Annotated in this window: 20 protein-coding genes; 12 read left to right on the forward strand and 8 right to left on the reverse strand. The window is 70.7% G+C overall.

Features of this window, described 5'->3' with window-relative positions; genetic code table 11:
- Positions 1 to 274: 274 nt before the first annotated feature.
- On the reverse strand, positions 275 to 2,167 hold the full coding sequence (locus J4709_RS55505; RefSeq protein ID WP_208239840.1) for a TerD family protein: 1,893 nt from the start codon (positions 2,165 to 2,167) through the stop codon (positions 275 to 277).
- Positions 2,168 to 2,936: 769 nt separating this feature from the next.
- Here J4709_RS55505 and J4709_RS11165 point away from each other — a divergent pair.
- Both J4709_RS11165 and J4709_RS56105 read left to right on the forward strand, forming a co-directional pair.
- The gene (locus J4709_RS11165; protein WP_208239842.1) at positions 2,937 to 4,541 is read left to right on the forward strand and encodes a recombinase family protein; all 1,605 of its coding nucleotides are present in this window, start codon (positions 2,937 to 2,939) and stop codon (positions 4,539 to 4,541) included.
- Between the two features lie 328 nt (positions 4,542 to 4,869).
- Positions 4,870 to 5,259: a DUF3761 domain-containing protein gene (locus J4709_RS56105; RefSeq protein WP_372442060.1), complete on the forward strand. Its 390-nt coding sequence runs from the start codon at positions 4,870 to 4,872 to the stop codon at positions 5,257 to 5,259.
- Positions 5,260 to 5,502: 243 nt separating this feature from the next.
- On the opposite strand, the gene J4709_RS11175 is transcribed toward J4709_RS56105, so the two are convergent.
- Both J4709_RS11175 and J4709_RS53150 read right to left on the reverse strand, forming a co-directional pair.
- Entirely contained in the window at positions 5,503 to 6,732 is a 1,230-nt protein-coding gene (locus tag J4709_RS11175; RefSeq protein ID WP_208239846.1) for a NucA/NucB deoxyribonuclease domain-containing protein, read from the reverse strand.
- 47 nt (positions 6,733 to 6,779) lie between these two features.
- Positions 6,780 to 6,917 carry a hypothetical protein gene (locus J4709_RS53150; RefSeq protein ID WP_232383287.1) on the reverse strand — a complete coding sequence of 46 codons (138 nt, stop codon included), beginning with the start codon at positions 6,915 to 6,917 and terminating at the stop codon, positions 6,780 to 6,782.
- Positions 6,918 to 6,927: 10 nt separating this feature from the next.
- On the opposite strand from J4709_RS53150, the gene J4709_RS11180 reads away from it, so the two are divergent.
- The 3 genes from J4709_RS11180 (at position 6,928) to J4709_RS11190 (ending at position 9,749) form a co-directional block, all read left to right on the forward strand.
- Positions 6,928 to 8,124 (forward strand): hypothetical protein, encoded by a 1,197-nt coding sequence (locus tag J4709_RS11180; protein WP_232383288.1) that lies wholly within the window; start codon positions 6,928 to 6,930, stop codon positions 8,122 to 8,124.
- Positions 8,125 to 8,291: 167 nt separating this feature from the next.
- Positions 8,292 to 9,293 carry an aminoglycoside phosphotransferase family protein gene (locus J4709_RS11185; RefSeq protein WP_208239850.1) on the forward strand — a complete coding sequence of 334 codons (1,002 nt, stop codon included), beginning with the start codon at positions 8,292 to 8,294 and terminating at the stop codon, positions 9,291 to 9,293.
- A 45-nt stretch (positions 9,294 to 9,338) separates the two neighbouring features.
- Positions 9,339 to 9,749 (forward strand): PP2C family protein-serine/threonine phosphatase, encoded by a 411-nt coding sequence (locus J4709_RS11190; protein ID WP_307801157.1) that lies wholly within the window; start codon positions 9,339 to 9,341, stop codon positions 9,747 to 9,749.
- A 122-nt stretch (positions 9,750 to 9,871) separates the two neighbouring features.
- Here the strand turns inward: J4709_RS11190 and J4709_RS11195 are convergent, their stop codons facing one another.
- Positions 9,872 to 10,642 carry a Swt1 family HEPN domain-containing protein gene (locus J4709_RS11195; RefSeq protein ID WP_208239852.1) on the reverse strand — a complete coding sequence of 257 codons (771 nt, stop codon included), beginning with the start codon at positions 10,640 to 10,642 and terminating at the stop codon, positions 9,872 to 9,874.
- 666 nt (positions 10,643 to 11,308) lie between these two features.
- Here J4709_RS11195 and J4709_RS11200 point away from each other — a divergent pair.
- The gene (locus tag J4709_RS11200) at positions 11,309 to 11,662 is read left to right on the forward strand and encodes an ATP-binding cassette domain-containing protein (RefSeq protein WP_372442055.1); all 354 of its coding nucleotides are present in this window, start codon (positions 11,309 to 11,311) and stop codon (positions 11,660 to 11,662) included.
- A 3-nt stretch (positions 11,663 to 11,665) separates the two neighbouring features.
- On the opposite strand, the gene J4709_RS11205 is transcribed toward J4709_RS11200, so the two are convergent.
- A complete protein-coding gene (locus J4709_RS11205; RefSeq protein WP_208239856.1) occupies positions 11,666 to 12,718 on the reverse strand; it encodes an integrase core domain-containing protein in 1,053 nt (350 codons plus the stop codon).
- Between the two features lie 181 nt (positions 12,719 to 12,899).
- Between J4709_RS11205 and J4709_RS11210 the strand changes: the two genes are divergently transcribed.
- The 5 genes from J4709_RS11210 to J4709_RS11230 all read left to right on the forward strand — a co-directional run bounded on the left by J4709_RS11210 (position 12,900) and on the right by J4709_RS11230 (position 17,205).
- Positions 12,900 to 13,322 carry a hypothetical protein gene (locus J4709_RS11210; RefSeq protein WP_208239858.1) on the forward strand — a complete coding sequence of 141 codons (423 nt, stop codon included), beginning with the start codon at positions 12,900 to 12,902 and terminating at the stop codon, positions 13,320 to 13,322.
- Between the two features lie 259 nt (positions 13,323 to 13,581).
- Positions 13,582 to 14,499, forward strand: coding sequence for an ATP-binding cassette domain-containing protein (locus J4709_RS11215; RefSeq protein WP_208239860.1), 918 nt, complete (start codon positions 13,582 to 13,584; stop codon positions 14,497 to 14,499).
- Positions 14,496 to 15,317: an ABC transporter permease gene (locus J4709_RS11220; protein WP_208239862.1), complete on the forward strand. Its 822-nt coding sequence runs from the start codon at positions 14,496 to 14,498 to the stop codon at positions 15,315 to 15,317. The genes J4709_RS11215 and J4709_RS11220 overlap by 4 nt, the downstream gene beginning before the upstream one ends.
- A gap of 18 nt (positions 15,318 to 15,335) precedes the next feature.
- On the forward strand, positions 15,336 to 16,517 hold the full coding sequence (locus J4709_RS53155; protein WP_208239864.1) for a sensor histidine kinase: 1,182 nt from the start codon (positions 15,336 to 15,338) through the stop codon (positions 16,515 to 16,517).
- A gap of 7 nt (positions 16,518 to 16,524) precedes the next feature.
- Positions 16,525 to 17,205 carry a response regulator gene (locus J4709_RS11230; protein ID WP_208239866.1) on the forward strand — a complete coding sequence of 227 codons (681 nt, stop codon included), beginning with the start codon at positions 16,525 to 16,527 and terminating at the stop codon, positions 17,203 to 17,205.
- A 151-nt stretch (positions 17,206 to 17,356) separates the two neighbouring features.
- On the opposite strand, the gene J4709_RS11235 is transcribed toward J4709_RS11230, so the two are convergent.
- Positions 17,357 to 17,791 (reverse strand): acyl-CoA-like ligand-binding transcription factor, encoded by a 435-nt coding sequence (locus J4709_RS11235; protein ID WP_208239868.1) that lies wholly within the window; start codon positions 17,789 to 17,791, stop codon positions 17,357 to 17,359.
- A 46-nt stretch (positions 17,792 to 17,837) separates the two neighbouring features.
- Positions 17,838 to 19,022 (reverse strand): tyrosine-type recombinase/integrase, encoded by a 1,185-nt coding sequence (locus J4709_RS11240; RefSeq protein ID WP_208239870.1) that lies wholly within the window; start codon positions 19,020 to 19,022, stop codon positions 17,838 to 17,840.
- Positions 19,023 to 19,405: 383 nt separating this feature from the next.
- On the opposite strand from J4709_RS11240, the gene J4709_RS11245 reads away from it, so the two are divergent.
- Complete coding sequence (locus J4709_RS11245) at positions 19,406 to 20,047, forward strand: carbonic anhydrase (RefSeq protein WP_208239872.1); 642 nt, start codon at positions 19,406 to 19,408, stop codon at positions 20,045 to 20,047.
- Between the two features lie 83 nt (positions 20,048 to 20,130).
- Here J4709_RS11245 and J4709_RS11250 read toward each other — a convergent pair whose 3' ends face one another.
- A complete protein-coding gene (locus tag J4709_RS11250) occupies positions 20,131 to 20,379 on the reverse strand; it encodes a hypothetical protein (protein ID WP_208239874.1) in 249 nt (82 codons plus the stop codon).
- Positions 20,380 to 20,387 lie beyond the last annotated feature (8 nt).

A 20,387-nucleotide genomic window follows, 5' to 3' on the forward strand; every position in this document is an offset into this window, starting at 1 on the left:
GCGATCGCGTCGGAGGCTGACCGAGGTGAACGGGCCAGCGCAGCGCGGTCCGGTTGGCAGGATCGCTCCCGGTTGCCCGCAACAACCGTCGGCTCCCACGCTCGTGCCACTCGACGGTGCCGGCCGGGCGGCCGCGATGGCCGATCAGGCGGTAGCCGCGGGGGTCCCGCTCAGCAGCATCTGGACCAGATGGCATCCCGGTAGGTCCGGCGCCGCGGCGTCGGTGGCTGGGATGCGCTCGCGGTACCGACGCACCGCTCGGCGTCCACACCCCTCAGTCGACGTGGACGCCGTAGGCGCGGGCCAGTCCGTCCAGGCCGTCGGACCAGCCTTGGCCTACGGCGCGGAGTTTCCACACCGGGGCGCCGTTGGCGGTGTGTCGGTAGAACTCGGCCATGACCATGGCCTTGATGGTGGGGTCGGCGGGCACGGGGAAGTGCCATGCGGCGCCGGTGATGCAGCTGGCTTCGAGGTAGGCGTTGGTGAGGGCTGCGCAGGTGAGGCCGGTGTCGACGTCCATGTTGACCGAGACCACCACGCGGTGGATGTGGGGTGGCAGGGCCGCCAGGTGCAGCGCGGCTCGTTCAACGGTCTCTGGGGCGGTGGTGTGTTTGCCGAGCAGGCGGGCGGCTCCGCCCGCGGCGGTGGGTTGGTTGTAGAACACGAAGTCCTCGTCGTCGGCGACGAGGCCGTTCTCGCCGACGAGCAGGAGGGTCAGGTCGGCGTCCGGGCCGGTGAAGCCGAACGTGACCAGTAGTCCTTGGTGAGCGGCTTCCGGCAGCACCACCGTCTGCCCTGGTACCAGCGCCGCCGGCGGTTGCGGCGCGGGTGGCTGCGGCACTTGAGCTTGCGGCGCTGGAAGCTGCGGTTGTGCGAGAGGCGGCAAGGGGCTCGGCGCCGACGGCATCGGGGAGGGCTGCGGGTGGGGCGGTGATGGTGGTGTCGTCTGCTGCTTCCACTGATGCCACTGGTCGAAGGGGGTGAGCTGGTAAGGGTCGGCGGGTGGCTGCGGCGGTGCCGGCGTGGCGGCCATGTCGGTGTCGATGCGCGCCAGGGACGCGGTGGCGGGTTCGGCGTCGTCTTGGAGGCTTTCCAGCAGGGTGCGAAGTCCTGTCACCTTGTCGGTGTCCAGGGGCTTGACCTTGGTGGACAGGTTGCCGGACGCGGTGGTGGTGATCGAGCAGGCCACGTCCTGCCCGATGTCCAGGAACCGCAGTGCGTCTTGCGGCTGGTGCCAGGGGGTGGTGTCAACGGCGTGGCGGGTCCAGCGGCCGTAGGCGATGATGCCGAGCCGTTGGGTGTCGGGGATGCGGGTGAGGGCGGCCAGGTCGATGGCGGCGATGGCGGGTGCGGTGGCGAAGGCCTCTTTGAGTGTGGCGATGATATTGGAGCCGAGGGTGGTCAGCCACCACAGCATGCGGTCGCGCTGGGTCAGCTTCCTCAACGTGGGCCGCCCGGCGGGCGTCACGGCGGGGGTCTGGTCGGGCAGGGAGTCCAGGTCCGGCTGACGTATCACCACCGACAGGGTCCCGTCCTGGACGCCGACGGCGCAGCCGGCGGCGGGGTTGTCGGCGAACGCGGTGTTCACCGCCTCGCACACGGTCGCCTCATCGTTGTCCAGCAGCGCCTGCCACCAGTGCGCCGCCTCGGCGGACATCTGCTGGTGCAGGTGCTGCAGGCGAGCCTGCTCGGCGGCCAGGTAGCCGGCCGCGTCCTGCTCGGCGGCTTGTCTGGCGGCCGCGCGTGCCCCTCGGGCGAGCCGGCCGATGCCCTGCAGATGGAACGCCAGCGCCTCCGCGCGCGCCCAGGCGAACCCGAGCTGTGGGGGAGCAGGGACGACCGGAGGCGCAGCCTTGGGGAAGTCCTGCAGGTGGACGCTGGTGGATTGACGCCGCAGCTCCTGCAGCTGCGCGATCGCGGCGTCCCGCTCCGCCTCCTGCTGAGCGCGTTCGGCTTGCCGCCGGGCCCGCTCCAACTGCGCCGCGGACGGGACCGTAGAGCGGCGGGTCGGCGCACGCCGTGTCGTCGTTGCTCGCTTCCGCCCGCCGCTGAGGGAGGTGGAGGCGTAGAACGGGCCCATGCCGCTGGACAGGCGCGTCCCACCGCTCCCCATGCTGACCCGCGCCGCCCGAGGACCGACCGACGTCCGCACCCCGCGAGTCGACACCCGCACACTCATCCCGGGCACACCGACACGAAAACCGAACCCCATGATCCCCTCCCGCACCGGAGTCTCCCACCACCTGACCAGGCGGATCGCCCCATGGCCACAACCTGCCGCAGGACATCAGCTCACCTCAACACCTCTAACGGGGCACAGGTTGAGAACCAAGCACCACCACCACCAGCCCGGCGTCTGACTGCGTGGCTCTGGGCCTCGAGTGATGAACGGATGACGTGCCCGAGGCACGGGTCTGGCCGAGATGGCGGTTCGACAGAAACTGACGGCTTCGAACAGGCCCAGAGGGCGCCCTGATCTCTTCAGGATCGTGTTGCCTCAGGGCCCGTTAGAATGGTTATCCGCCGGATTATATATGACTGTCCGACTTGGTTCGCTTTCCAGCGAACTTGGAAGTGAGTCGAGTATTTCGCTGCGGGAAGATAAGTGACACTCGGATGGAAAGAAAAGTGTTATGTGATTGGAGGTGGGTAAATCGTTATGGTGATCCGTTTCTTGGCATTTGGGTCAGGTGGCCACATTGGAAGTTGCAAATTCGATCACGTCGGCTCGAATGAGCTTGCGGGTGAGGGGCGATGACCGAACGAGGCATTGATCAAAGCTGCCGCCCCGAGGGGGCTTCGCCCGTGCCTGAGCAGTCGGGCAGTGCTGACGTTTGCGGCGGTCTTCAGTTCGAGTGGGAGATCGCCGCTGCCGATGGCGAACTGGCCGTACATCTCGGGCGCGCGCAGGAAGAGGCAATCAAGGAGGTCCTGGAATGGGCGCAGGGGCGACACCCCCCATCCCGCTCGATGTTCTCCCGCAAGGCACCTGGAGTGGTCGACGAGGCTGGCTGACCGGCTTCAGCTATGAAGATCGGTCGCGCGAGCCGTTGCGTGCCGCGTTCATGGGCCGGACCTCGACTGAGGACCGGCAGGATCCGACCCTGTCCATCCCGCGGCAGGTCGACAGTTGCCGGGCCGCCCTGCCAGAGCAGGCCGTCATCGTCGCGCATTACTACGACATCGAGTCCGGCCGCAAAGCACTCGGGGCCCGTGGCCGCGGCCACGGGCATGAAGGCTTCGCCATCTCCGTCCCCCGCGAAGGCGGCATCCAGGACCTACTGGAGCGGGCCGCGGGACCGCGACGCGGGTTCGACGTGGTGATCTGCGAATCGATCGAGCGGATCGCTCGTCGCACCTATATCGGCACCCTCATCGAGAACAGGCTCGAGGAGGCGGGTGTACCGCTGCTGGCCGCCGACGAGCCGTTCACCCTCACCGGCAGACGCGCGACCCAGGTCCTGACGCGGCGGGTGAAGCAGAGCATCGCCGAGTGGTATGTCTTGGACCTGCTGGAGAAATCGTGGGGAGGCCTCCAGACTCACACCGAGCAGGGCTACAACGTCGGCAAACCGCCCTACGGGTATCTCGCGGAAAAGATCCCGCACCCGGTTCCGGCGCGTCGGGCTGAAGGGGCCTGCAAACATCGACTCCGCCCGGACCCGGTCCGCGGGCCGGTGGTGACCCAGCTGTTCGCCTGGCGGGTGGCCGAACGGCTGGGATACAAAGCACTCGCCGAGCGGCTCAACCAGGACCTGGACCGCTATCCACCGCCGATACCGGTCGACCCAAGCCGCGCCCTCGGACGCTGGACCCCCTCGTCGATCCGCGATGTCCTCACCAATCCCAAGCACACTGGTTACATGGTGTGGAACCGCCGAGCCACCACATCTGACACGGGCAGAAACAATCCACCCGAGGCGTGGGTGTGGTCCAGCGCGCCCACCCACGAACCCCTGGTCACCAAGGACTGCTTCATCGAAGCCCAGAAGGTCGCCACGCTCCGGCAGCGCTCTCGCAACGTCGGCGGCGTCAGCTCTCACCCGGACGCCAAGCGCACGTACAGCCTGCGCTCCTTCCTGTTCTGCGCCTGGTGCGGACGGCGGATGAACGGCAAGACTCGCCGCGGCACCGTCTACTACGTCTGTGCTCCGCCCAAGGGGTACGCGCCTGAGGGTCATCCCAACACCATCTGGCTCCGTGAAGCCCTGATCGTCGCTGAGCTGTCCGACCTTCTCGCCGCCAATGTCCTCGGTCCTCAGCGCAGCCGGCACTTGGATTCCGCGTCCGGGGATGCCGTGGCCCGCGTCGGATCGACCAAGCCGACCAGCGACCGTGCCAGCCCTATTCCCCACCGCTCCGTGGCAGACCAAGACCAGGCCGCCCATCAACCAGAGCTGCCCGACGCGCCGACATCCCGCCGGATCCAACTCGATCTGGTACCCGATGCCTACCGCCGGCGACTGTTCGAGGCCCTCCGCCTGAAGATCGACTTCGATCAGCGCACCAGAACCTGCCGCGTTCAGATCACACTCGCCTGAGCGACTGTGTAAGCACGGTGCGACATCGGCCAGCAGTGCCCCTGAGGCAAACCGGACCCGGCACTTGCCGCAAGTTTCAGCACTGCGCCGGTTGACTGGCCGGGGCCGCGTCACAGCGACATGGCCTGGGTCCCTCGGCGGCGGTCGTGTCCGTGGTGGCCGATCGGCCGTACCTGGTCAGCTGGTGAACTCCTGTGCGTGCTCCAGAGACCGAGCCTTAGCAGTGTTCGGGGGCTAACGACGTGCAGTGACCTCATGTGGGCTCTGTGTGCCCTACAGGAGCCTCCCGGGCGTCCTTCAGTGCATCCGATGGTTCTGGAGGCTGATGATGCGTGCGCGTGTCTGGGTGGCGGCGCTGCTTGCGGTGGTGGCCCTGGCGGGCTGCGACCCGGACGGAGCTACGGGAGGCGCTGCGAGCCCGACGGTCTCTGCGGACGATTCGCCGGCTGCTGAGGCGTCGCCGACGACGCCTGCGGCGAGTCCCAGGATCACCCGGGAGCCGGTTCTGACCTTGTCACCGAGTCACAAGGTCCACCGGAGCAGCCCGAATGCGCCCAGGGTGCCGCGCCCGACGACGAAGCCACCGAAGAAGGTCGCCCCGGCCAGGCCGTCCTATCCAGCCGGGGCGTCTGCGGTGTGCCGTGACGGGACGCTGTCCTATTCGGCGCACCGGCGCGGTACCTGCTCGCATCACGGAGGGGTCGCCCGTTGGCTGTGACTTGAGCGGTGTCGGCGTCCGCCCGGCGTCTGCCGGGCGGACGCCAGTTCGTCGGCTGCGGCCAGCGAGCCGCAGCTAAGCCGACATGGACATTGGTGATCTTGTGGCTTGCCCGTCGGCGGCCTCGCCTGACCAGCACAGCATGGATGGAGTTCTCGGCAGGCGCAGCGTTATCGGGCGTCATTGACCAGGGTGGGCTGTGTGGCCCCGTGCCCCGGTGTCGCGGGGCACGGGGGGCGGAGGTTACGGAGTGATGATCACTTGGTACCACTCGTGGTCGATGATGCGGTCGGCTACGACGGCACGGCCGAGTTCGCCTCCCGCGCCCGTGTTCTCGTTCAGGGGGACGTGGGCCCGTATGCAGGGTGCGTTCAGGGTGCCCCGGACGAGTTTGACGCTCCATACGCCGCTGTCCTGCCGGGGGATGATCTCCGCGCACAGGGAGCCGTTCGTGCCGCCCTGGGTGGACTTGGCGAAGGGGAACTCGTCACATGAATCGTCTGTGACCGTGGGGTCTGGCTTGAAGGGCAGCGGGCCCAGCGTGCAGGACTGCGCGCGCCTGTTTTTCGCGTTCGTATCGTCGGCGTCACGTTGAAGCGGTTTGTCGGCGGTGCCGAAGTTGTTGGTCGTCAGGTTCTTCTGTGCCCACTCGTAGGCGACGGCGGCTGCCCCGTAGACGGATTTGGGCAGGGTCACGTTGGCCAGGTGTCCCATGACGATGCAGCCGGGGCCGTTGCCGACCTGCGCGTCGCAGCGCAGTTCGGGCCCGGACCAGCTGCCGTTGACATGTCTGGGGATCGCGCCGAGGATCTCCCCCTCCACCTGGTAGGCGGGCTGGATGAACGAGACGGCTCCGCCAGAGACGGTGGAGTTGTAGGTGAGGGTGCCCTCCTTGGTCTCGTCAGGGCCCAGGACCACGGGTGCGCCACCCCAAGCCGGTGCTCCGGCGATGCACTGACCGCTGCAGGTGGAACTCAGGGCCAGCGTCACGCCGGGGATATTGGGGGTCATCTCGGCGACGAGGACGGTGATGTCCTCGCGCCATTGGGCGTTCGAGGAGCTGAGTTGGGCGGGAGTCACGATCGCGACCAGGGCGTGGCCGATCTCCTGATTCTCATTGGTGATGAGCGAGTACCTGACGGCCTCCCGTGTGCAGTACGCGTGGCGGGTGGAGACGACGGGATCGTCGGAGGGGTCGGTGCACAGGTCCGCGGGGGCGCGGTCGGTGGCGCCGGCACGGGCGGGGCCGGCGGCGTGGGCGCGAGCGGGGCCTACCACCTGCAGGCAGGACCAGGCCGCGCCCTGGCGGCGGAGTCTGGAGCCGGGGGCGGTGGCCGTGCATGCGCCGTGGCCGTGAGGAGTTGCCCGGCTTTCGGCCGGTGCGGCGGCGGCCGGCGGAGCGCCCAGGGCCAGGAGGGCTCCGGTGAGGGCGAGTGAGGCCATCGCCGCCAGGAGGCGTCTGACGCGTTTCACAGGCGGCCCCTCTTTTCTTTTCCGAGTCATACAGACATGATCGTCTATTAGGACTCGTCGACACCACCGGCCGGGCCCGCCCAGCCGGTGGAAGAAGGAAGGGCAACGATGCGCTCCACACGACCCGCCAGGCGCACCGGCAGAGCACTCACCGCGGCCGCCGCCGCGGCCACCTGCGCGGTCACCGCCTTAGGGTTGGCGGTCTCACCAGCCGCCGCCGCGCCGGCCAAGCCCGCCGCCGGGCAGGTGGCCGAACCCGGTCAGGGCTGTACCGCAGCCGATCTCGGCCAGCGCCACCCGATCATCAAGAGCGTCGAGGTCTCCCCGACGATCACCCACTTCACGGGCTGGTACGTGACTCAGGGCACGACCGGGACCCAGACCGTCACCACCACCACCCAGACGACCATCTCGGTCTCCGTCGGGTTCAACGGCAGTGTCCAGGGCAGTTTCGCCACCGAAGCCCTCGGCATGGTCGGCGCGAGCGCGGGCCTGAACGTGCAGGTGAACTACTCATCCACCAGCACCGCTTCGCAATCGATCACGTGGAACTTCCGCGAGCCCGGCTACTACGGCCTCTACAAGGGGACCAAGAAGGTCACCGGCACCTACGGAAGCCTCAACTGCAACCGCGTCCAACAGGACGACGGCAGTTGGGCGTTGAAGTGGATCGAGGGACCCGACAGCGGCAGCTACACCACCTACACCACCCTCCAAGAGGGCGCCGTGCGCTGCGAGGACCAGGTGCCCGCCAACAGCATCATGCGCAAGGCGCAAGAGCTCCTCGACTGCACCAGCGCCGCCGCGAAGACCGAGCACCCGGCGGGCGCGGTGGCGCCGACAGCGAAGCAACTGCGGGACCGCCGCGCGCAGCGCCCGGCGCCCAACCGCGGCACATCCACCGAACAGCCCAAGGCCACCGGGCGTAGCGCGCAGGCCGCGCTCGCCTGCCGGCCGGTCTCCTACAAGATCGCGGTGCCCGGGCAGCCGCTGTCCTGGGGCGGGCCACTCCTGGCCGACGACGGTGTCCGCCTGCGCCCCTCATCGATCTTCAGCGCCCACCTGGACAACTGGCGGCTGTGCAACGTCACCGAGCACAACGGGGTCCTCGAGGCGTCCCTGTGGAACTGGGGCAACGGCGGCTGCGCGACCATCGCCCCGCAGAACGCGTCCACCGAACAGGCGGTCCTGATGACGGTCCCCTGCACCGAGGACGACCTCCAGCGGTTCTACATCTACCGCGACGTACCCGGCTCCGACAAGATCGGCGTCCAGAACAAGTACACCGGCTCCATGATGGGACACGACCGGTACGCCGACGGGGAGTTCATTCGCCAATACTCCAGCGGCAGGCAGGACGGCACGGGCACCTACTCCCTGATCGGAGTCTGACGGCCCGCACCCCGTGAGCGGTCCCGCACATGAAGCGCCGGCCTCCCGGTTCACGTGCGGGACCCCTCCCGGCCTACTCTGTGACCGGCTTTGAGGACCAGGGAGCGGCCGAGCGTTCTTAGCGGCGATGCAGGCGGCGGAAGCCGTTCAGTTCGGGGCCATAGTCGATGACCTGCACCGACGCGGACGCTCAGGAAACCCCGTCTCGGACCGGCCAGGACATCGGTGGTGATGCCGATGAGATCCAGCAACGGCGAAGGGGACGTATCGTTTCGGTGATGGCGACGATCCCGACAGCGCTGGCCGAGGCGATCGTGCGTCGCGAGGGCGAGGCGGGACGCCAATGGATCGCGGCACTGCCGACGCTGGTCACCCGCTTTATCGCGCAGTGGGGGTGCGAGTCCGCGGGAGCGCCATGGCATGGCGAGATGGCGATTGCCCTGCCCGTGGTGAGCGCACACGGCTCGGGGGTGCTCAAGATTTCTTTTCCGCGTCGGAGCAGCCAGGCAGAGGCTGCCGCGTTGCGTTGTTTCGCAGGCCGTGGCGCTGTGAGGGTCTTGGAGTCCGATGACGACGCGGTCGCGCTGCTGCTGGAGCGGGCGGGACCGCAAACTTTGGCCTCGGTACCGTCAGTCGAAGAGACCATCGAGATCGCCGGCGGATTGGCGCGGCGTCTGGCACTACCGGCTCCGGCGGGATTCCCCTCTCTGGCGAGTGCGACCCACCTGTGGGAGCGGCAACTGCTGCAGCAGGCCGCGGTAGTGCCTGGACAGCTTCCGGTAGGCGCTGTCGACCGGGCCCGGGATGTCATTCGCGAACTCGCCGCCGATACGACTCTGACGATGCTGCACGGCGACCTGCACTACGGCAACATCCTGAAGGCGTCACGCGAGCCTTGGTTGGCCGTCGACCCTCAAGGCCGGCGCGGAACTGCCGCATTCGATGCGTTCACTGTCATCGCCGAACGATCCTCCCGCCTCGAGGGCAACGCCGATCCGCGAGCGGCGATCCTCGCCCGCATTCGTCGCTACAGCATGGCAGCCGACGTCGACGCGGAGCTTGCCCTGGCCTGCTGCCAAGCACGTGCGACCAGCGCCTATCTGCACCAACGCGCTAGCAACGGCGACTGGTTCGATCTCGACTTCCTACGGCACCTGATCGCGATATGACGTGTGCGACCGCGAGGGGATGGACGGGATCGCTCAGCCGGCGGCGTGTTCGCGGGCGCGGGTTTGGGTGAATCGGTAGACCGCATCACCCTGAACTGCAACCCGACTACCACCTCATCCGCAGAGGACGATATCGGCTCCGACGGCTCTTACATGGTCAGTCCCGCGGCGGCCGAGATGGGAGGCGACTGGTACGACTCGTTCGTGCTACCCGACGGTGCGACCGTGGTGGCCATCGGCGACGTCGCCGGCCACGATCTGGCCGCCGCCGTCGAGATGAGCCAGCTCCGCAACATGCTGCGCGTGCTGACGGCCGACCGGCTCACCCCGCCCGGCGAGATCCTTCGCCGCCTAAACAACGCGATGGAGACGGTGGCGCCCGAAGCGGCGGCGACTCCGACTCCTCTGCGTCCGGCATCATCGGAGACTTGCAAGGGTGTGCGGGATCGTGGCTGAGGCGGATGAAGTAGCCCGCGGTGAGCTGGACGTTCCGGTAGGAGCCGAGCTTGTTCCCGCCGGACGGTGAGGCTACGGCGGAGGTCTCGTCGTCGTTCGGCGACGGGGCGGCGGCTGGATGATCAGCTTCTGAGCATCACCAGAATCAAGATGATGACGATGGCCGGAGCGAGCAGGCACCCGGTAAGAACGCCGCCGGAGATGCCGAGTCCTTTGGCGAACCCCTTCCCGCCGACGCCACTGGGCGGCGGTTCCGGCGCCCAGGGAGGCATGGGCGGCGGTGGCGCATACGGTGCACGGCCGGCCTGCGGCCCCGCTCCGCCGAACCCGGACCGGGGCGGCACGCCCATGTTGGGGGGCGCCGACTGCCACGGTGGTGCGTTCGGCGGCGGGGCCGTCCCGGGACCGGCTCTGCGGTCTGCTCCGACCTGGGCGGTCAGGCTCGAGACGGCCGCAGCCCATACGTGCGCTCCGGCCTGGGTGAGGAGCCGCATCATCCGGTCGAGCGCCTCGCGGGTCGCGGCGTCACTGAAGGCGCCGGCGCCGAAGTCGTGGGAGTAGGTGTTGCCCGTCTCGCGCAGTTCGGAGGCGAGCGACAGGCCGGGAGGGCGGAGCCGCTTGCCGAAGACGTCCCGTTCCTCGGTGATGACGCGGAGCAGGAAGCGCGCGTCGTTGAGGCTGTAGCTGCGCTGGCCGCCGCCGTACCTGTCGGTGTCGCGGCGCTGCTTCTCGGCGATCCAGTCGCGGCCCCACACGTCCTGCATCGTCTTCTCGACGAAAGGGCGCAGGCCCTGCACCAAGAGTTCCAGCCCTTTGCCGATCAGGTCGCGGCTGCCCGTCATCATCACCTCGCAGGTCGTTTCGATCTCGCCCTGGGATAGGACGGAGCGCACGTGCCGGATGTTCCGAGCATGATCACCGGTTCCGGACCTCGAAGTCCATCGCACCCGTTGGGCTGGGGTGTTGCGACGACCATTAGAAGGCGAGTTCGGTGGAGGCGGGACGCCTACGCATCCCGCCCCCGGTGCGACCTCGGCGCGGGTGAACGTGGCCGTCACCTGCTCGACCTTCGTGTGCGCGTCAGCATGCTGGTCCAAGATGAGCTGATCCATCGCCGCGGTGAAGACGCCATGCCCCACACACCGATCGTCATCCCAGCCCGGCCATGGCAGGACGCCGCCGAGCGCGCCGATCGGAGCCTCAGCGATCACTACGAAAAGTTTGACGCCCTAGGCTGACGCGACCCGACGGCCGGCAGTCGCCGCATGCGCGGAAGGGTCCTCACCCGCCACCACAACACCCGATGAGCGACAAACGACCACCGGCTCCGGAACCGGTCACCGGCTAGCACGAGCACCCCCAGCCTCGCTCACACCAGACCCATGACCTGTGAATTCAGGAGATGGTCGATCTTCATTGAGGCAGCCGGCCGTCGGCGGGTGAGACGTTAGCGCCTGTCGGCGGGCCGGACGGCGGGCATCGCCTCGACGCCCTTGTCCCTTAACGCCGCTGAACACTGTGCTTGCCGAAAACTACGTCCGTGGCAGGTGAGGGACGTAGTGCCTGGCAGGAAGTGGTGCCGGGCTTGGACAGTTCCGGGGTGGGCCAGCGGAGCCGGTGCAGGCAAGACGTCGGTGATGGAGGTGGTGTCAGGGATCCGGCGCCCGGAGGCGGGCGTGGTGCGGGTGAAGGGTGCCGACCCCTACGGCAGGCCCGACGGCTTGGGACTGGGCATCGTCCGCCAGGAGGGCGGCCTGTTCCCCGGTCTCACCGTCGCCGAAATCGTGGACACCTGGTGCCGCTGGACGCTCGACTCGCTGACCAGAGGCGACGTCCTGCGCCTGACCGTGTGGGGCTTCAATATCCGGATTCTGGCTTTGGCCTGGGGCTCGGTGTCGCTTCAGACGTGGTGATCGCTATGCGGCGTTGCGGTATTCGTTGATCACACCGCCGAGGAGGCGTGTCCGGCGGATGGCGGCGTTGCTGCTGATAGGAGTCGGTTCGGGCGGCGGAGCAGGCGGTCGTTGCCCCAGGGAACGATGCGGACGATGACCATTGAAATGATCGGCGTAGATCCTGAGCACGGCTTCCAGATGGCGTCGGGGGGAGATCAGTAACCGGTCGGTGCGTTCGCGGCGGACGCGACCGACCCACCGCTCGGCGAAGGCGTTTGCTCGTGGGCTTTGCGGTGGTGTCCGCAGTACGGTGATCCCGGCCGATGCGAACACGGCGTCGAAGGTGCCGGTGAACTTGGTGTCCCGGTCGCGGACGAGGAAGCGGAAACGCTGAGCGCTCTGGTCCAGGTCCATCAGTAGATTCCGGGCGTGTTGCGTCACCCAGGCGCCCGTCGGGTTGCGGGTGGCGCCCAGCACGTGGACCCGGCGGCTGGCGATCTCCACCACGAAGAACACGTAGATCCGCTGGAGGAAGACGGTATCGACGGTGAAGAAATCGCAGGCCAGGACACCGGAGGCCTGGGCACGCAGAAACGTGGTCCAGGACGCGTCGGTGCGTCGCGGTGCCGGATCGACACCGGCGCGGCGCAGGATCCGCCACACCGTGGCCGCCGACACCTGGTAACCGAGCCCGATCAACTCTCCGTGGATGCGGCGGTGGCCCCATCCCGGGTTCTCGCCGGCCAGTTGCAGCGCCAGCCGGCGGATTTCCCGCTGGACCGGTGGCCGGCCGGGCGCCTTACGCGGATAGGTCCACTTCCTGGCGACCAGCTCACGGTGCCACCGCAGTAACGTCGCGGGCGTCACCATGAACGTGTTCCAGCGTGCCCGGGGTAGCAGCCGCGACAACGCGGCCAGCAGGACCCGATCGGCTGGTTGGAAAGCAGGACGGTTCACCTGCCGCTGCAACACCGCAAGCTGGTGACGTAACACCAGGATCTCGACGTCCTTGGCCGCGTCCCCGCGGAGCCGAAGCAGCATCACGCCCAGCGAGTTACGCGTCAGGTCGTACAAGAGCGACCACACCATGGCAACACAGCCTGCCCGACCACAGCATGATCCCGCCCGGGAAACCAGCAGGTCAGACCCCGAACCGGGATAATAAAGCCCCGCAGGCGCGGCCGCGCTGGGGCTCACGCTCCTGTTCGGCAGCCGGTCGCTCTCCCTGTGGCTGACCACCCACGGCGGCTACCTCGTGGTGCCGTCGGCGGTCGGCGTCCCGTACGGACTCCCCGGCCTGCACGTCACCGAGTTCGGCGACCTCGGCTGGACCTGGACGATCTGGGAGACGCTCGCGGCGGTGCTCCTGGTCGGGCTGGTCACCGTCCGCCTTCACCGGCGCGCCGAGCGCCTTGCGCGCTCGCACCGCGTCCGCGTGCTCCTGTGCGGCTGGTGGTCGTGCGCCCTGGCCGCCGCCGCCGCGGGCGGCGTCCGAGGCGCCGTCACCGCGGGGTTCGCCTACTCCGGCGCAGGCGGCTACCTCACCTATGCCCTGTACGGCGGGTTCTTCGGCCTGCTGTGGGGGCTGTGCCTCGGCTGGCTTCCCGGGAGCGTCGCGCTCATCGCCCGGCTGTCAGGCCCGGCCCGGCGCCGAGCGGTGTCCGCGGCCGTGTCGTAGACCTTCGCTGCTGCGGTTCCGGTGTAGGTGAGCGTTCCGCCAGGTGGCGGCCTATCCGTAGAGCATGAGGCCGCCCCCCGCCTGCATGCGGGGCTGCTGTTGGTCCGACCGTGGTGCTACGCCCCGGCGCGGTTTTCCGTCCGTGGTCGGACGGCCGGGAGCCGCGCCGTCCATAGCGTCGGACCAGTAGCCCGCACGCAGTGGAAGGGGAATCCGGCATGAAACGACGAAGCGCCCGAACCCGAAGGAGGGCGGGCCGGTGATCGAAGCTCACGGGCTCACCAAGCGCTACGGGGACAGGACCGCGGTCGACGACCTGACCTTCACGGTCCGGCCGGGGACCGTGACCGGGTTCCTGGGCCCGAACGGCGCGGGCAAGTCCACGACGATGCGGCTCGTCCTCGGGCTGGACCGGCCGACCGGCGGGCGGGTCACGGTCAACGGGCGCGCCTACCGCGACCATCCGGCGCCGCTGTGCGAGGTGGGGGCACTGCTCGAGGCCCGCGCGGCGCACGGGGGCAGGTCGGCGCGGAGCCATCTGCTGGCGCTGGCCCGCAGCCACGGCATCCCCCGCCGCCGGGTGGCCGAAGTGATCGATCTCGTGGGCCTGCGCGAGGTGGCCGGCAAGCGGACCAAGGGCTTCTCGCTCGGCATGGGCCAGCGGCTCGGCATCGCCTGCGCGCTGCTCGGCGACCCGGGGGCCGTCGTCCTCGACGAGCCCGTCAACGGGCTGGACCCCGAAGGCGTGCTGTGGATGCGCAACCTCCTGAAGGGGCTCGCGGCCGAAGGCCGGGCCGTCCTGGTCTCCTCCCATCTGATGAACGAGATGGCCGTGACCGCCGACGAGGTGATCGTGATCGGCCGCGGCCGGCTGATCGCCGCGACCTCGATGCACGAGCTGACCCGGCCCGCCCGCGTCAGGGTCGTCTCGCCGGACGCCGCGCGCCTCGGCGAGCTCCTCGCCGGCCCAGGCGTGGAGATCTCCAGCCCGCGGCCGGGGGAGCTGGAGGTGCGGGGGCTCGCGTGCGAGCCGATCGGCCGGACCGCCGCCGCCCACGCCCTCACGGTGTACGAGCTGACCCCGCGTGCCGTCGGTCTCGAGCAGGTGTTCATGGAGCTGACCCGCGACAGCGTGGAATACGCCGGTCGCGCGACGTCCGGGGGAGCCGCCGCATGACCGCCGCGGGCACCGCCGCGCACCGCGGCGGCCTGGACACCAGCGGGGCGCGGGTCACCTTCCCGCGGGTGATGCACGCGGAATGGACGAAGCTGTGGTCGCTGCGTTCGACCTGGGTGTCGATCACCGTCACCGCGCTGCTGATCGTCGCCTTCGGCCTAGTGCAGAGCCATCTCACCGCCCGCCATCTCGCCGAACCCGGGGGAGGCGGGGGCCGTGACGCGGCCGGCGCCGCCCTGAACGGGTTCGGGCTGGCCCCGTTCGCCGTCGGTGTGCTCGGCGTCCTGGTCATCGGCGGGGAGTACGCGACCGGGACGATCCGCGTCACGCTGTCGGCCGTACCGCGGCGCCTCCCCGTCCTGTGGGCCAAGGCGGCGGTGTTCGGGGCGGTCGTGTTCGCGGTGTGCCTCGCCGCCGCCGTCACGGCCTTCCTCGCCTCCCAGTGGCTCTTCCTGTCCGGGACGCGGCTGTCCGCCTCGCTCGGGACGGCGGGCGTGCCGAGGGCGCTGGCCGGGGCCGCGCTCGACATGGCACTGATCGGCGTGCTGAGCCTCGGAATCGGGGCGCTCGCGCGCAACACCGCGGGCGGGATCACCGCCACGGTCGGCCTACTGCTTCTGGCTCCCGGCCTCGTCCATTTCCTTCTGCCGGACTCGTCCGTCGCGGCGTACCTGCCCTCGGACGCCGGCCAGGCGCTGATGTCGCTCGCCCGCCCCGCCGGTGCGCTGGGGCCGTGGACCGGCCTCGCGGTCCTGTGCTGCTACCCGGTGGCCGTGCTCGGCGCGGCCGCGGTCCTGCTCGTCCGGCGGGACGCCTGAGGCGGAGATGATGGGGGCGTGAGCAGGGTGAAGGCTCTGACGAGGCGCCGGCCATGGGCCGCCGACACCGTCCTCGCGCTGGCGGTCGCCGTGTCGGGGCTGCCCAGCATGGTGGGTCCGCACCCGGCGCAGGCCGGCGTCTCCCCCTGGCAGCTGCGGCTGCTCCAACTCGCGCTGGCGGCGCCGCTGGTCTGGCGGCGCCGCGCACCGACGGCGGTGCTCGCCGCGGTCGCGGCGGTCGCGGCCGTCCAATGGACGCTGCCAGGCGGCTGGCTCCAAGGCGACATCGCCGTGCCGATCGCGCTGTACACCGTCGCGGTGCACAGGCCCCGGGCCTCGGTGGCGGCGTCCTGCGGCATCGTCATGGCGGTGGCGGCGCTGGCCGCGGTCCGCTGGAAACCCGGCGACTGGCCGGCGGCGGTCCTGCTGCTGTGGGCGGTGAACGCCGGTGCGGTCGCACTCGGCGGCGCCGTCCGGTTCCGCCGCGAGTACCTCGCCGCGCTGATCGACCGGACCGTCCGGCTGGAGATCGAGCGGGACCAGGGGGCGAGGCTCGCCGCGGCCGCCGAACGCACGCGGATCGCCCGGGAGATGCACGACATCATCGCGCACAACCTCTCGGTGATGATCGGGCTCGCCGACGGCGCCCGCTACGCCGTCGCGAAGTCCCCCGGGCACGCGGAGGAGGCGATGGAGAAGGTGTCGGTCACCGGCCGCCAGGCATTGGGCGAGCTCCGCCACCTGCTCGGCCTGCTGAGACAGGACGGGCCGGCGGAGGAGTTCAGCCCGCAGCCCGGCCTCGACGACCTCGGCGACCTGGTCGAGCGGGTCCGCAACGCCGGCCTCCCCGTCGGCCTGCGCACCGAGGGCGACGTGCGCGAACTGCCCGCGGGCGTCCAGCTCGCCGCCTACCGCATCGTCCAGGAGGCCCTCACCAACACCATCAAGCACGCCGGCCCGGGCGCCACCGCCGTCGTCCGGCTCCGCTACGGCCCGGACGGCGTCGAGATCGACGTCACCGACACCGGCCGGGGCGGCGCGCCCTCCGCGGACCGGGGCCGCGGGATCCATGGAATGGTGGAACGCGCCGGAATCTACAACGGCACCGTCGAGTCCGGACGCGGCGCCGACGGCGGATGGCGGGTCCGCACCCGGCTGCGCACGCGGCCCGCCGGGCCGGACGCGCCGACGGGCGGATGAGAGGCCGATGACCACCGTACTGATCGTCGACGACCAGGCGCTCCAGCGGATGGGGTTCCGCCTCGTCCTGGAGAGCCAGGACGACCTGAGCGTTGTCGGCGAGGCAGGGCACGGTTCGCAGGCCGTCCGGATGGCCGCGGACCTGCGACCCGACGTCGTCCTGATGGACGTGCGCATGCCCGGCATGGACGGCATCGAGGCCACCCGCCGCATCGCCGGGTCCGGCGGGCCTTCGCGCGTCCTCATCCTCACCACGTTCGACCTCGACCGGTACGCCTACGCGGCGCTTCGCGCGGGCGCCGCCGGTTTCCTGCTCAAGGACGCCCAGCCGGCGGAACTGCTGGCGGGGATCCGCGCGGTCGCCACCGGCGACGCGGTCGTCGCGCCGGCCCTGACCCGCCGCCTGCTCGAGCGGTTCGCCCCGCACCTGCCCGACCCCGACCGTCAGGCCGGCGCCGATCGACCCGCCGGCCGCGACCCCCGGCTCGCCCGGCTGACCGGCAGGGAGCGCGAGGTGCTCACCGCGGTCGCCGGGGGCTGGACCAACGGTGAGATCGCCGAGCGCCTCGTCCTCGCCGAGTCGACCGTCAAGACCCACATCGGGCGGATCCTGGCCAAGATCGAAGCCCGGGACCGGGTCCAGGCGGTCATCTTCGCCTACGACACCGGACTGGTCCGGCCCGCTTGAACGCGCTGCCGGGCGCGGGGCGGCGGGCGAGGCGCACCTCGCGTACGGACTGAGCGGCCGGCACCCGACGCCCGGGACGCGCGCGGCGGGCGAGATGTTCGGCGCGCCGGACTTCCTCCGTGCGCCGGCACCGCACATCACCGTCAGCGGGTCAGCGCTGGGGCGCCAGGAGGCTTAGGCCGCCCGTCAGTTCGCGGAGGCAGCGCACGACCAGTTCGGCGGGGGACTCGGTGGGCTCCGTCGTCGCCCAGGCTTCCAGCGAGACGCGGATCGCGCTGGTGGCCGCGGCGGCGACGAGGCGGATCTCCAGCGGGTCGGCGTCCGGGCCGGCCAGCCGGCCGAGCACGGGGAGCAGTTTCTCCTCGGAGTCGGCGTTCACCTGGCACCAGACGGCCCGCAGGGCGGGGTCGTCCTGGGCGGCGCGCAGCAGGCCGCGCGTCCAGCGCAGCCCTTCCCCGGCCACGCCGTCCCCCGCGGACAGGGACGCGACGGCCGCGGACTCCAGCGCCCAGGCCAGGCCGAGGCCCGGGTCGGTCTCGGCGAGCAGCGCGCGCCAGCGGTCGCCGCCGGCCGACAGCAGCGCCAAGGGTCTTGCTCAGCGGCAGCCTCCGGGCCGGATATGGATCGGGGGGTCAGCCGCCTTGTTGGGTTGGTCGCTCGGGGAGCCCGCTGAGGGTGGGGTGGTCGAGGATCCAGGTGTAGAGGATCTCGTGGAGGCGGCCGTCCCAGTGCGGGCGGTTGTAGATGCCGGTGGTGGTGCCGGTGTGGCCGAGCAGGCGGCCGACGCGGGGCTCGTCGACGTCGGCGGCGCGGGCGGCGGTGCCGATGCCGGCGCGCAGGGAGTGCGCGGCCAGGGCGTCGACGACCTCGGGAGCTTGTCCGGCGTCGGCGGCGGCGTCCTTGACGGTGGTGGCGACGTACCGCTCGGACAGCGCGGTGGCGCGGACGTTGCCGCCGGCGGTGATGCCCGACAGCAGCGGCGGCGCGGCCTGGCCGGTGCGGACCCGGCGGCGCCGGGCGAGGATTTCGATGGCGCGGCCGGCGCCCTCCTGGTCGGTCTTGCTGTGGCCGAGGGTGATCCGCAGGCCCTGCTCGAGGAGCTCCAGGTCGTCGACCCGGATCGCGGTGAACTCGGTGCGGCGGACCCCGGCGAAGAACCCGAGGAGCAGCAGGCAGCGGTCGCGGAGCGCGATCAGGTAGGCGCGGCTGACGGCGGCGCGGGCGGCCGGGTGCGGGCGCGGCGGGACGGGCCGAGCGCGGACCATGGCGGCCAGCAACGGCAGGCTCACGGCGTCCTTGCCGGTGGTGTGCACGCCGTGGGTGCGGCGCATGCCGCGGCTGATCTGCCGGATCCATGGATGGTCGGTGGGGGTGGGCAGCCCGGCCTCGGCGTGCACGTGCCGGATCGCGGCGATCCGCTGCGCCACGGTGCGCATCGCGATGCCGGTGCGGCCCAGCTCGGCCAGGTACAAGGCGACCACCTCGACGTCGGTGGGGCGCGCCGGCACCCCGACCGGAAGGCCGAACCGGGCGCAGAACCCTTGGAACTCGGCCCAGCCGTGCGCGTACTTGCTGCGGGTGGCGGGCGCGTGCCCGGCGGCCAGGTACCCGGCGACGTCGGCGGCCAGCGCCGCCAGGTAGGCGGTGTCGGCGGCGCCGTCGGCCGGGACGCGGGCGCGCACGAACCGGGCCAGGTCCGGGACGGCGCCGCGGCCACCCGGCGGAACGGCGGGGACCACCTGGCCCTGCAGCGGCTCGGACGGGGGCTCGGGTGGCGGATCGGGCGGGGGAGTGGGGGAGGCAACCAGGTCGGTCACGCAGGTCCGTCCTTCGGTGAGGGGGCGGGAGCGGAGTCGGCGACCGCCGCGCGCGGGCCCGCGCCGGGCTCGCCGGCGGGCTGCTCGGCGGGAGCGCCGGTCCCGGAACCGCCGGCGGGGTCGGCCGGGAAGCCGGCACGGGCGGTGCGCGGGCCGTCGGGCCGGGCAGCTGGCCGAGACCATCGCTACGGAACAAGACCGACAGAGGACCACGACGCCGGACGCAGGTCCGGCGCCAACGGCCGTGTGCAGGTGCGTGAGGTGCGTGAGTCGCTGCCGGGTGGTAGAGGGGAGTGGGCTGCTGCAGAGCAGGCGTGGCCCAGGGCGTTTGTGGCAGGGGCCGGGCGGTTCGGTGGTTCCGGGCGGCTCGTAGGCTGCGGGCCATGACCGAGATCAAGACCCCGACGCCCCATGAGGCTCTGGAATTGCTGCTGGCAGGCAACCGGCGTTTCGTCGCGGGCACCCCGCAGCATCCGAACCAGGACGCGGCCCGCCGCGCCGAGGTCGCTCCGGCCCAGCAGCCGTTCGCGGTGCTGTTCGGGTGTTCCGATTCCCGGCTGGCCGCGGAGATCATCTTCGACCGCGGTCTGGGCGACCTGTTCGTGGTGCGTACCGCGGGCCAGGTCATGGGGCCGGAGGTGCTGGGCAGCATCGAGTACGGCGTGGACCTTCTGGGCTGCCCGCTGGTGGTGGTGCTCGGCCACGACTCCTGCGGCGCGATCGGCGCGGCGTGCGCCGCGCTGGAGGACGGCATGGCACCGGCCGGGTACGTCCGCGACGTCGTCGAGCGGGTCACTCCCAGCGTGCTGGCCGCGCGGGCCGCCGGACGCATCGAGCCGGAGCAGATCCTCGCCGAGCACATCCGGCACACCGTCGACCTGCTGCTGGACCGCTCCCGCCTCCTGGCCGACAAGGTCACCGCCCGGCAGACCGCGGTGGTCGGCCTTCGCTACCGCCTGGCCGACGGCGGCGCGGAGATCATTGCGGCCCGCGGCCTGGACACTGCGATCCCCGCCCTGCCCTGACCACTCGCTCCTGACCACCCGCCCCTGGCCGCCTGGTGCCCGGCTCACCCGGTGTCCCGATCAGGCGGGCCGGGCGCCTGGCCTCAGGTTCGGACCTGCCGGAACTCCTCGGCCGCGCCTTGAAGTTTGCGCACCGCGTCGGCCAGTCGGCCGCGGACCGACAAGGCCTGCAGATGCGCCATCTCCGGTCCTGTGGTGGCCAGCTCGCCGATTCGGCGGGTGGCGTTCTCACCGATCGCCTCGCACCACCCGGTGACCTGCCGCAGCGCCAAGTCGGCGGCTTCCCATGCCTCCTCGAGCGCCTCGGCCGCCCCTTCCTGCTGGTCCGCCATCTCGTCCA

Source organism: Actinomadura violacea (assembly GCF_017573465.1).
Taxonomy (GTDB): domain Bacteria; phylum Actinomycetota; class Actinomycetes; order Streptosporangiales; family Streptosporangiaceae; genus Spirillospora; species Spirillospora violacea.